The 11,533-nt window shown below is 60.4% G+C and carries 13 protein-coding genes; 8 read left to right on the forward strand and 5 right to left on the reverse strand.

Annotation, left to right across the window (positions count from 1 at the left end; translation table 11 throughout):
- Window positions 1-59: 59 nt before the first annotated feature.
- From hemJ to coq7, 6 genes are all read left to right on the forward strand, one after another.
- Window positions 60-488, forward strand: coding sequence for a protoporphyrinogen oxidase HemJ (gene hemJ / locus NVB75_RS16925; RefSeq protein WP_258342437.1), 429 nt, complete (start codon window positions 60-62; stop codon window positions 486-488).
- Between the two features lie 24 nt (window positions 489-512).
- The gene (locus tag NVB75_RS16930) at window positions 513-1,481 is read left to right on the forward strand and encodes a nitronate monooxygenase family protein (protein ID WP_076017917.1); all 969 of its coding nucleotides are present in this window, start codon (window positions 513-515) and stop codon (window positions 1,479-1,481) included.
- 63 nt (window positions 1,482-1,544) lie between these two features.
- Entirely contained in the window at window positions 1,545-2,510 is a 966-nt protein-coding gene (locus tag NVB75_RS16935; RefSeq protein WP_017476330.1) for a DUF805 domain-containing protein, read from the forward strand.
- Window positions 2,511-2,572: 62 nt separating this feature from the next.
- Window positions 2,573-3,361, forward strand: coding sequence for an SDR family oxidoreductase (locus NVB75_RS16940; RefSeq protein ID WP_010167219.1), 789 nt, complete (start codon window positions 2,573-2,575; stop codon window positions 3,359-3,361).
- A gap of 46 nt (window positions 3,362-3,407) precedes the next feature.
- Window positions 3,408-3,746: a histidine triad nucleotide-binding protein gene (locus NVB75_RS16945; RefSeq protein WP_003210943.1), complete on the forward strand. Its 339-nt coding sequence runs from the start codon at window positions 3,408-3,410 to the stop codon at window positions 3,744-3,746.
- A gap of 178 nt (window positions 3,747-3,924) precedes the next feature.
- Window positions 3,925-4,572 (forward strand): 2-polyprenyl-3-methyl-6-methoxy-1,4-benzoquinone monooxygenase, encoded by a 648-nt coding sequence (gene coq7, locus NVB75_RS16950; RefSeq protein ID WP_076017915.1) that lies wholly within the window; start codon window positions 3,925-3,927, stop codon window positions 4,570-4,572.
- 65 nt (window positions 4,573-4,637) lie between these two features.
- Here the strand turns inward: coq7 and NVB75_RS16955 are convergent, their stop codons facing one another.
- Window positions 4,638-5,060 carry an OsmC family protein gene (locus tag NVB75_RS16955; protein ID WP_005792019.1) on the reverse strand — a complete coding sequence of 141 codons (423 nt, stop codon included), beginning with the start codon at window positions 5,058-5,060 and terminating at the stop codon, window positions 4,638-4,640.
- A 250-nt stretch (window positions 5,061-5,310) separates the two neighbouring features.
- Here NVB75_RS16955 and crp point away from each other — a divergent pair, with 250 nt between their 5' ends.
- The gene (gene crp / locus NVB75_RS16960; RefSeq protein WP_017476332.1) at window positions 5,311-5,955 is read left to right on the forward strand and encodes a cAMP-activated global transcriptional regulator CRP; all 645 of its coding nucleotides are present in this window, start codon (window positions 5,311-5,313) and stop codon (window positions 5,953-5,955) included.
- Here crp and NVB75_RS16965 read toward each other — a convergent pair.
- The 4 genes from NVB75_RS16965 to NVB75_RS16980 are packed head-to-tail and all read right to left on the reverse strand — an operon-like array spanning window position 5,952 to window position 9,135.
- Window positions 5,952-6,647 (reverse strand): lipoate--protein ligase family protein, encoded by a 696-nt coding sequence (locus NVB75_RS16965; RefSeq protein ID WP_258342440.1) that lies wholly within the window; start codon window positions 6,645-6,647, stop codon window positions 5,952-5,954. The two genes, crp and NVB75_RS16965, sit on opposite strands and share 4 nt — an antisense overlap.
- A 2-nt stretch (window positions 6,648-6,649) precedes the next feature.
- The gene (gene trpC, locus NVB75_RS16970) at window positions 6,650-7,486 is read right to left on the reverse strand and encodes an indole-3-glycerol phosphate synthase TrpC (protein WP_063026793.1); all 837 of its coding nucleotides are present in this window, start codon (window positions 7,484-7,486) and stop codon (window positions 6,650-6,652) included.
- On the reverse strand, window positions 7,483-8,532 hold the full coding sequence (gene trpD / locus NVB75_RS16975) for an anthranilate phosphoribosyltransferase (RefSeq protein WP_017476335.1): 1,050 nt from the start codon (window positions 8,530-8,532) through the stop codon (window positions 7,483-7,485). Before trpD ends, trpC begins: the two co-directional genes overlap by 4 nt.
- A 9-nt stretch (window positions 8,533-8,541) precedes the next feature.
- On the reverse strand, window positions 8,542-9,135 hold the full coding sequence (locus NVB75_RS16980; protein ID WP_258342441.1) for an aminodeoxychorismate/anthranilate synthase component II: 594 nt from the start codon (window positions 9,133-9,135) through the stop codon (window positions 8,542-8,544).
- A gap of 412 nt (window positions 9,136-9,547) precedes the next feature.
- Here NVB75_RS16980 and estP point away from each other — a divergent pair, with 412 nt between their 5' ends.
- A complete protein-coding gene (gene estP, locus NVB75_RS16985) occupies window positions 9,548-11,470 on the forward strand; it encodes an esterase EstP (RefSeq protein ID WP_258342442.1) in 1,923 nt (640 codons plus the stop codon).
- The last annotated feature ends 63 nt before the right edge of the window (window positions 11,471-11,533 follow it).

Here is an 11,533-nt window from a genome sequence, read left to right on the forward strand (position 1 = left end):
CGTGTAGACGCTTGAGCCACTACTATCTTCAGCTACCGTGAACCTGGGAATAACTAAAAATGCTTTATCTATGGGTCAAAGCCTTCCATATCGTCAGCATCGTTTGCTGGTTTGCCGCGCTGTTCTACCTTCCGCGCCTGTTCGTCTACCACGCCCAAAGCGAGGACACCGTCAGCAAGGAACGCTTCAGCGTCATGGAGCGCAAGCTCTACCGCGGCATCATGGGGCCGGCGATGATTGCCAGCCTGGTGTTCGGCGGCTGGCTGATCTACCTCAACCCGGCCATCTTTCAATCCGGCGCGTGGATCCACGCCAAGTTGACCCTGGTAGTGCTGCTCATCGGCTACCACCACATGTGCGGCGCGCAGGTAAAACGTTTTGCCCGTGGCGAAAACACCCGCGGCCATGTCTTTTATCGCTGGTTCAATGAAGTGCCAGTTCTGATATTGCTGGCTATCGTAATTTTGGTCGTAGTTAAACCGTTCTAATCTCTATTACTCGGGGTACTTCCAATGTCGCTGCCCGCTTCACTCGAACACAGTCTGCGCCTGCCTGTCGTGGCTGCGCCGATGTTTCTTATTTCCAACCCGCAACTGGTCCTGGCCTGCTGCCGTAACGGAATCGTCGGCAGTTTTCCTGCCCTCAACCAACGGGAAAGCAGCGGTTTCAAGGCATGGCTGGAAGAGATCGAAGCGGGCCTGGCGCTGCTGGACAACCCGGCGCCCTATGCGGTCAACCTGATCGTGCACAACAGCAACCCACGTGTGGAAGCTGACCTGGCGATCTGCGTCGAGCACAAAGTGCCGATCGTCATCACCAGCCTGGGCGCGGTGAAAGAATTGGTGGACGCCGTACACAGCTACGGTGGCCTGGTATTCCACGACGTCACCACCCGGCGCCATGCAGAGAAAGCCGCTGAGGCCGGCGTTGATGGCCTGATCGCCGTTGCAGCCGGCGCCGGTGGTCACGCCGGCACCTGGAGCCCATTTTCGCTGATTGCAGAAATCCGTCAGTTCTTCGACAAAACCCTGCTGCTCGCCGGTTGCCTGAACCACGGCCACGAAATCCTCGCCGCGCAACTGCTCGGCGCTGACCTGGCCTATTTCGGCACCCGCTTTATCGGCACCACCGAAAGCCACGCCCCGGATGCTTATAAAGAGATGCTGCTCACATCGCGCGCCGCCGACATCGTGCACACTCCAGCCGTCTCCGGTGTACCCGCAAGCTTCATGCGCCAGAGCCTGGAAAACGCCGGTTTCGATCTGGCCGCGCTGCAAGGCAAGGGCGAAGTCAATTTCGGCTCCAAGCTCAAGCCGCTCAACGACGAAGCCAAAGCCTGGAAGACCGTCTGGTCCGCCGGCCAGGGCGTCGGTGAAATTGATGATTTGCCCAGCGTCGATGAACTCGTGGCCCGCCTGGATGCCGAATACCGCAAGGCGCTCGAGCACGCGGCACAACTGCCGGCACGCTGGCCACGCTGACCCGCGATGTAACGCCTGCTGATCAAAGCAGGCTTCCCCCATTCAAGTGACAAGGATGCCCGCATGAGCGACAACCGTTTCAAGATTGTGTTTGATGGCGCATTGCTCCCGGGTGTCGAAAGCACCACCGCCAAGCTGAATCTCGCCGAACTGTTCAAAAGCGACGTTGAAGCGATCGAAAAACTCTTTACCGGCCGCCCGGTCGCCCTGAAACGCGACCTTTCCCGCGCCGATGCCGAGACCTATCTGCAAGCGTTGAAAAACGCCGGGGTCGATGCACGCATAGAAGAAGAGCAGCCTGTCGCCTTCAGCCTTGCCGAAACCCACGAAACGGACGCCGGCAGTTCCACTGATTACACCCGCCCCGCCGCTTCGCCTTACGCCCCGCCCCGGGCAGCCGTCGGCGAGAACCTGCCGGAGTTTTCCACCCTTAAAGTGTTCACCGTCAACGGTCGTATCGGACGCCTGCGCTTCCTGGCGTGGACACTGGTGTTGAGCGTGGTGATGCTCCTTATCTCAGGCGCGTTCTTCACTGTCGGGCTGGGCATCGCCGCGGTGTCTCCAACGATTGCCATGGTCATTGGCTTCCTGGTGGGGATTGCCCTGCTCGTGGCCGCTGTGTGGGTCAGCGTGCAGATCACCGTGCAGCGCCTGCATGACCTGGGCTGGTCCGGCTGGCTGTGGTTTCTGCACCTGGTGCCCTTCGTAGGCAGCATCTTCCCGATTCTGCTGATGGTGCTCCCGGGCAATACCGGCGCCAACCAGTACGGCGCGCCGCCACCGCGCAACTCTACCGCGGTCAAAATCCTGTCCGCCCTGTGGCTGGCATTCATTCCGCTGGTCTTTGCCGGCGCAGTGCTAGTGGGCATGAGCGGCTACCTGGACCAACTGGAAAGCGACGTAGGCGGTAGCTACGAAAGCAGCTCCATCAACTCCGATGACGACAGCGACCAGGCCACCACCGTCGATGAAGTCGACGTGCAAAGTGCTGACGACGCAGCCGAACCTGTAGACTCTACGCAACAGTGAAAAACGCCCGACGCCTGTGACGCCTCTGTCACAGGCCCGGTAGCGTTGCGATGGAGAAACGCATGACCCGTTACGCTCTGATCACCGGTGCCTCCAGCGGCATCGGCCTGGCCTTGGCCGAAGCACTGGCCCGTCGCGGCCGCAGCTTGATTCTGGTGGCCCGCCAGCGTGATCAGTTGGAAAGCATTGCAATCGAATTGACTCAGCGCTTCGGCGTCGAAGTGCTGTTCCGCGCCTGCGACCTCGGTGAACCCTTGCGGCTGTCGGGGTTCCTGCTGGAGCTCGAGGAAGGCGAGCGGCAGATCGACCTGCTGGTCAACTGCGCCGGCATCGGCACCAGCGGCCCGTTCCTGGCACAGGACTGGATGACCGAACAGGACCTGATGGAAGTCAACATCCTGGCCCTGACCCGCATGTGCCATGCACTCGGCAATGCCATGGCCCTGCACGGCGGTGGGCAGATTCTCAACGTCGCGTCGGTTGCCGCCTTCCAGCCAGGGCCGTGGATGAGCACGTACTACGCCAGCAAGGCCTACGTGCTGCACTTCTCCGAAGGCTTGCGCGAGGAACTGAAGACCTGCGGCATCAAGGTTTCCGTACTCTGCCCGGGCCCGACCCGCACCGCATTCTTCGGCACCGCACAAATGGACACCGCCAAGCTCGACCGCAGCCAACAGCTGATGAGCCCGGAAGAAGTCGCGCTCTACACCGTGCGCGCTCTGGCCAAGAACAAAGCCATCATCATTCCGGGCCGGCGTAATCGCTGGCTGGCGTTCAGCCCGCGCCTGAGCCCGCGCTGGCTGACCCGCAAAATCGCCGGCGCGATCAACAAGGCCTATTGCCCGCGCTGATCGCGTGAGTACACTCACCCTGCACTTTCACAATGGAGAAACAGCTGTGGATACTCTGTTCACCAAGATCATCAACAGAGAAATACCCGCGAAGATCATCTACGAGGATGACCAGGTCCTGGCATTCCACGACATCGCGCCAATGGCCCCGGTGCATTTCCTGGTGATCCCGAAAAAGCCGATCCGCACCCTTAACGACCTCACCGAGGAAGACAAGGCACTGGCCGGGCATATCCTGTTCACCGCCCAGCGCCTGGCGGTGGAGCAAGGCTGCGAAAAGGGCTTCCGTGTGGTGATGAACTGCAATGAAGACGGCGGGCAGACCGTTTATCACATCCATATGCACGTGCTGGGTCAGCGCCAGATGAACTGGCCGCCGGGCTGAGCACTCCCTGTGGCGAGGGAGCTTGCTCCCGCTGGGCTGCGTAGCAGCCCCAAAAACGAGAGCGCTGCGCACTCCAGCGGGAGCAAGCTCCCTCGCCACACAAGCAATTTGACCCAGCGCAAACGCTTCCCCCTCTCTTGCGGTAAACTGGCCGCCGAGATTCTTCCCGGAGGTCAGCATGACTACCCAACGTCACTACTCGCCGATTGATCGCCTGTTGCTGCAAGCCGACACGGCCATGCGCACGCTGTTGCCATTCAGTGGCCAACCGCACCGTCCGTCGCCCGCCATCGTGCAGCCCGAAGCACAGATGAGCGAGACCGACACCCGCCACGTCGCCGGCCTGATGCGCATCAACCATACCGGTGAAGTCTGTGCCCAGGCGTTGTACCAAGGCCAGGCCCTGACCGCCAAGCTGCCGCAAGTGCGCGCCGCCATGGAACACGCTGCCGAAGAAGAAATCGACCACCTGGCCTGGTGCGAGCAACGCATCCGCCAGTTGAACAGCCATCCAAGCGTGCTGAATCCGCTGTTCTACGGCTTATCGTTTGGTATCGGCGCGGTAGCGGGCTTGATCAGCGACAAAGTCAGCCTGGGTTTTGTAGCGGCCACCGAGCATCAGGTGTGCAAGCACCTCAATGAACACCTTGAGCAACTGCCGGCTGAGGACGAAAAGTCCCGGGCGATTCTTGAGCAGATGCGCATTGATGAAGAACATCACGCCGAAAGCGCGCTGGACGCGGGCGGCTTCCGCTTCCCGGCGCCGGTGAAGTTTGGCATGAGCCTGTTGGCCAAGGTCATGACCAAGAGCACTTACCGCATCTGACAGTCCCGCATAACGCAAAAAGGGCGCTTTTTAAGCGCCCTTTCTTTTTGCCTGCCAATCAACGATCAGCCAAGCTCAATGATCTCGTAGTCATGAGTGATGGCAACACCCGCAGCGCCCAACATGATCGAGGCCGAGCAATACTTCTCAGCCGACAGCTCGATGGCACGCTTGACCTGGGCTTCTTTCAGCGCCCGGCCCTTGACGACAAAGTGCATGTGGATCTTGGTAAACACCTTCGGGTCTTCGGTCGCACGCTCAGCTTCCAGGAACGCTTCGCAGCTTTCCACGGCCTGGCGGGACTTCTTCAAGATGCTGACCACATCGAAATTGCTGCAACCGCCTACACCAAGCAGGAGCATTTCCATCGGGCGTACGCCCAGGTTGCGGCCACCGGCCTCAGGCGGACCGTCCATGACCACAACATGGCCACTGCCCGACTCACCGAGGAACATGGCTTCGCCCGCCCATTGGATGCGTGCCTTCATCGCCCAGACTCCACTGCTAAAAAAGGGTCGCCAGCTTAGCACAGGGCTTTGGGACCTCAGCGTTTCCCATGAAAGTGATCAACAGCAGCGATTACGGGGTAAATTCCCTAATGGAGCCGGAATGTGTCTGTTAAGCTGGCGCCAAATCAATGGCGCATTGCCATCCATTGGGTGACATAACTCAACCGTTGATCGCGCTGACCAAAAAAACAAGCTCAACAACACCGTGCAGTCTTTTCGGGATACAACCATGGTTGCGATTACTCCCACACCCAAGATCAAGAACCTCGACAAACTGCTGATGCATTGTCAGCGCCGGCGTCATCCGGCCAAGCACAACATCATCTGCGCGGGCGAGCGTTCAGAAACCCTGTTCTTCATTATCAAAGGCTCAGTCACCATCCTGATCGAGGATGACGATGGCCGCGAAATGATCATCGCCTACCTCAATACCGGAGATTTCTTCGGCGAGCTCGGACTTTTCGAGCAAGCGGGCAAGGAACAGGAGCGCAGCGCCTGGGTGCGGGCCAAGGTCGAATGCGAAGTCGCCGAGATCAGCTATGCCAAGTTTCGCGAATTGGCCCAGCAGGACCCCGACATTCTGTACGCCTTGAGCGGCCAGATCGCCCAGCGCCTGAGAGACACCACGCGCAAAGTCGGCGACCTGGCATTTTTCGACGTCACCGGCCGGGTTGCCCGCTGCCTGCTGGAACTGTGCAAGCAGCCGGATGCCATGACCCATCCCGACGGGATGCAGATCAAGATCACCCGCCAGGAAATAGGGCGGATCGTCGGTTGCTCGAGGGAAATGGTTGGCCGGGTGCTGAAGGACCTGGAAGAACGCAACCTGGTGCATGTCAAAGGCAAGACCATGGTGGTCTTCGGTACCCGTTAAACCGTGAGGAAGCTCGCAAGCATCTGGCGGTATAACGTGTCGAGCCGGGCAATCGCGTCTGGCGCAGCAAAGGCTTCGTGCAGCGCGATGTGGCTTTCGGCGCGCACCCGTTGTTCCAGGCCACACGCTTCATTGAAGCGATTGACCGCGGCGATCAACTCGACGCGATCATCATCCAGCAACAACGCACCATGCACCAACCCCACCGGGCGCCCGCCACTCTGGCGCCAGCGCTGGGCAGTGCCGACCATTTTGCGGCCATCCAGATTGACGTTGTAGCGACCGTCGCAAAAGGCCCCGTCAATCTCGCCCACCGAGGCATTGCCACCCAGCTCGATAAGCAGGTCGCAAATCGGCTGGCACAAACGCTGGTAGCCGGTTTCGATGCGACCTTGGTCACCTTCACTGCGCGGTGGCGCGTAGACCAGCGCGATATTGACCGTGGCTGCCGATTGCGGAACCGGCTCCCCGCCCGTTTCCCGCAGCAGCACCGGCCAACCGGCGTCTGCCGACACCTGGCTGGCGGTCTCGAATGCCGGAAGGCGGCTCAACCGACGAGGCATCACCAACGCTTGATCGCTGGGCTGCCAGAACAACAGGCCGAACGGTTGCTCACCCGCGCAGACAGCGGCGAGCAAACCCTGCTCGGCCTTAAGGCCTGCCTCGACCGTCATCGCCACCGGCTGGGTCATCATCAATCCAGGGTCGAACCGCTGACGGCGACGCCACGCTCCGGGAAGAACAGGCGCTGCAATTCAGCTCCCGGGTTCTCGGCACGCATGAAGGTTTCGCCGACGAGGAACGAGTACACGCCGCTGATTTCCATCAGTTCGACATCGGCACGATTGACGATGCCACTTTCGGTAATCACCAACCGGTCACGCGGGATACGCGGCAACAGGTCGAGGGTGTTTTCCAGGCTGACTTCAAACGTGTGCAGGTTGCGGTTGTTGACGCCCACCAACGGTGTGTCGAGGGTTTTCAACGCGCGTTCCAGTTCATCACCGTCGTGCACTTCCACCAGCACATCGAGGCCAACACTTTTGGCCACAGCCGCCAGTTCGGCCATCTTCACGTCATCCAGTGCGGAGACGATCAACAGCACGCAATCGGCGCCCAAGGCACGGGCTTCGACGATCTGGTAGGGGTCGACCATGAAGTCCTTGCGGATCACCGGCAGCGAGCACGCGGCACGTGCTTGCTGCAAGTACAGGTCGGAACCCTGGAAGAAGTCGATATCAGTCAACACCGAGAGGCACGTCGCGCCGCCCTTTTCATAGCTCTTGGCAATGTCTTCAGGGATGAAGATCTCGCGGATCACGCCCTTGCTCGGCGAAGCCTTCTTGATTTCAGCGATAACGGCCGGCTGCTTTTCCTTGGCCTGCTTGATCAGCGCATTGGCAAACCCGCGCGGTGCATCAGCGGTTTTCGCCAGGCCTTCCAGCTCAGCCAGGCTGACCCGGGCGCGGCGCTCAGCGACTTCTTCTGCCTTGCGAGCCAGGATTTTCTCCAGAACGGTCGGAACACTCATCCTTCATTCTCCACTTTGAACACCGCAGTAAACGCACCCAGTTCTTCGAGCTTTTCGCGCGCCAGCCCGGTATGCAATGCATCATGAGCGAGGGCAACACCCTCTTTAAGACTGTAGGCGTGATCCGCGGCATACAGCGCCGCACCGGCATTGAGCACAATCATTTCTGCGGCTTTCTGGCCGTTTTCGGTCTTGCGACGCCCCAGGGCATCGCGAATCAATTCAAGGGAGGCCGCCGGGCTTTCCACCGCCAGGCCGTGCAGGCTCTGGCTTTTCATGCCGAGGTCTTCAGGTTCGACCCAATATTCGGTGACCTGGTCGTCCTTCAGCTCCGCCACGAAGGTCGGTGCGGCCAGGCTGAACTCGTCCAGGCCGTCCTTGGAGTGCACCACCAGCACATGCTTGCTGCCCAGGCGCTGCAAGACTTCGGCCAATGGCCGGCACAGCGCCTGGCTGAACACGCCCACCACCTGATGCTTCACACCGGCCGGATTCGTAAGCGGGCCGAGCATGTTGAACAGGGTGCGCAGGCCCAAGTCCTTGCGCGGACCGGCGGCATGCTTCATCGCGCCGTGATGGGACTGGGCAAACATGAAGCCGATGCCGACGTTATCGATGCAACGCGCCACTTGTACCGGGGTCAGGTTCAGGTAGATACCTGCGGCCTCCAGCAAATCGGCACTGCCGCTTTTACCCGACACCGCGCGGTTACCGTGTTTGGCCACGGTGCAGCCGGCGGCCGCCACTACAAAGGAAGAAGCCGTCGACACGTTGAAAATGTTCGCACCGTCGCCGCCGGTGCCGACCACGTCGACCACGCCGTCGAGGGTCTTGAGTTCGACCTTGTCGGCCAGCTCACGCATGACCGACACGGCGCCGACGATTTCGTCGATGCTCTCGCTCTTCATGCGCATGGCCATCATGAACGCGCCGATCTGCGCATCGGTGCATTGACCGGTCATGATCTCGCGCATCACATCGCTCATTTCAGCGGTGCTCAGGTCCAGATGGCCGACGATACGGCTCAGGGCAGTCTTGATATCCATGAAAAGTCCTTAGCGCGTGCCGCCGCTCTGCTTGAGAAAGTTAGCGAACAGCTCGTAGCCCTGCTCGGTCAAAATCGATTCCGGGTGAAATTGCACCCCTTCGACGTTCAGTGTCTTGTGACGCAGGCCCATGATCTCGTCGACGGAGCCGTCTTCCAGTTGGGTCCAGGCCGTCAGCTCAAGGCATTCGGGCAGGGTTTCACGCTTGACCACCAGCGAGTGGTAGCGGGTGACCGTCACCGGCAGGTTCAAACCGTGGAATACGCCCTGGTCCTTGTGGAACACCGGGCTGGTCTTGCCGTGCATCACCTGGCGGGCGCGAACTACGTCGCCGCCGAACGCCTGGCCGATGGACTGATGGCCCAGGCACACGCCCAGGATCGGCAGCTTGCCGGCGAAATATTGGATGGCTTCGAGGGAGATGCCGGCTTCGGTCGGCGTGCACGGGCCTGGGGAAACAACGATGCGTTCAGGGTTCAACGCGGCGATTTGCGCCACGCTCAATTCGTCGTTGCGCACTACCTTGACCTCGGCGCCGAGCTCGCCCAGGTACTGCACAACGTTGTAGGTAAAGGAGTCGTAGTTATCAATCATCAGCAACATGTGGGTTAAAACCTCTTGAATTCACTGACTTCTAATGACGGCCTTCCAAGGGAGTGACCCGCTGCCAGACGCACTTTCCGGTTGCCGGGGTTGGCCGGCAAGGGGCGTCGAACAAAGGGTGAAGAAGGCAAATCGGTACAGGTCCGGCGGGGCCGGTAGAGAAAAGTTAGGCGCGCCAACGCCAACGGGCGTGTGCCTTGACTACTCGCATCAAGAGTTTGCTGATGATCAACACGGGGAGGGTCTCATTCATACGTCCAAGCACAGTAACGTAGCCTCGCCAGCGGTGCAATATGGCGCCGCAAATACGGGGCGAAGTGCCCGACCGATAATTGGCGTCAATTTTTTCAGAACCCTTGAAAGGTCGCTACAGTCACAGTGCTGATAAAAAAACAAAAGCATGGACGGACTCATGACCAAGACCCCTTATTTCGCTCCACTCGTCGGCTGCCTGCTAAGCCTGGCTTGCTCCCAAGCGTTCGCCGCGCCGTCGCCCTACTCGACCATGATCGTATTCGGCGACAGCCTGGCCGATGCCGGGACATTCGCCGACCCTGGGGCACCCGGCTCAACCTATCGCTTCACCAACCGCACCGGCCCGCAGTACTTCGACGGCAGCGGCGAAAGCACTTCGCTGATTTCCTCGACATTATTGGGCGGCAAGCTGGGAGTGGCAGCAGGCGACCTGAACGCATCCACCTCGCCGCAGCGCGCCGCTCAAGGCCAGGCAGACGGTAACAACTGGGCCGTCGGCGGCTACACCACCCAGCAGATCTACGATGCCATCACCGGTAACTCCACCGTCACCGATAGCGACACCGGGCAGGTGTTGCGTACCCGCCCCGGATACCTGGCATCCACGGGCGGCCGAGCCGACCCCAACGCGTTGTACTTTCTCTCCGGCGGCGGGAATGACTTCCTCGACGGCCTGGTCCTCAGCCCCGGCCAAGCCTCGGCCGCAGCCGGTCGCCTGGCCGACAGCGCCCAGGCCCTGCAACAGGCTGGCGCCCGATATGTCATGGTGTGGATGCTGCCGGACCTGGGCCTGACACCTGCCGTCAATGGCACGCCGCTCCAAGGGACGGTCAGCGCGTTGGCCGGCGTATTCAACCAGACCCTGGTGCAGCGCCTGTCGCAAATCGATGCGCAGATCATCCCGCTGAACATTCCGTTGCTGCTCAAGGAAACCTTCGCCGATCCCGGGCGCTTTGGCTTTGCCACCAACCAGAACCTCAACCAGACCTGCTTCAGCGGCACCACCTGCCGGAACCCCGTGTATGGCGTCGGCGGTACCAACCCGGACCCAACCAAGCTGATTTACAACGACACCGTCCACCCGACCGAGGCCGGCCAGGTCTTGATCGCCGACTACGCGTATTCGCTGCTGGCTGCCCCTTGGGAAATCACCCTGCTTCCGGAAATGGCCCAAGGTACCTTGCGCGCCCATCAGGATTCATTGCGCAACCAATGGCAAGCCGACTCGGGTAGCTGGCAGGCCGTAGGCCAGTGGCGGGCGATTGTCGACGCTGGCGGCCAGCACCTGGACTTCGATGATCAAAACAGCTCGGCCAGCGGTGACGGCAGCGGCTACAACCTGAACATCGGTGGCAGCTACAGGCTCAATGACGAATGGCGCGTGGGTGTGGCGGCAGGCTTCTACCGCCAGAGTCTTGAGGCCGGCGCCAGCGATTCGGACTACAAGCTCAATAGCTACCTGGGCACCGCGTTCGCCCAGTATCAAGAGGACCACTGGTGGGCCGACGCCGCACTGACCGGCGGCAAGCTGGACTTCGACAACCTCAAGCGCAAGTTCGCCCTGGGCATCAGCGAAGGCACCGAGAAAGGCGACACTGACGGCTGGCTATGGGCCTTGAGCGCACGCGTGGGGTATGACATCGCCGAGCCGAACAGCGAATGGCACTTCTCGCCCTTCATCAGCGCCGATTATTCGCGGGTCGAGGTGAATGGTTATTCGGAGAAAGATGCCCGTTCCACCGCGCTGACCTTTGATGACCAACAGCGCGACTCCAAGCGCCTGGGAATCGGATTACAAGCCAACTACCGCTTCACTGCGCAAACCCTGGTGTTTGGTGAAGTGGCCCACGAACACGAGTTTGAAAACGATACGCAGCGAGTGGGGATGTCCCTCAACAGCGTGCCGGGGATTGATTTCAAACTGGACGGCTACACGCCACGCAGCAATTCGGATCGCTTGAACCTGGGGATTAGCCACAAGGTGACCAAGGACCTGGCGCTGAACGCGGCCTATAACGTGAGGAAGGATGACAACTTTACCCAGCAAGGGGTGAGTGTCGGGGTGAGTCTGAATTTCTGACTCGGACTTGAAGATTGCACAAAAACAAATGTGGGAGCGGGCTTGCTCGCGAATGCAGTGGGT

Origin of the sequence: Pseudomonas sp. CBS (genome assembly GCF_024734645.1) — a bacterium.
Taxonomy (GTDB): Bacteria; Pseudomonadota; Gammaproteobacteria; order Pseudomonadales; family Pseudomonadaceae; genus Aquipseudomonas.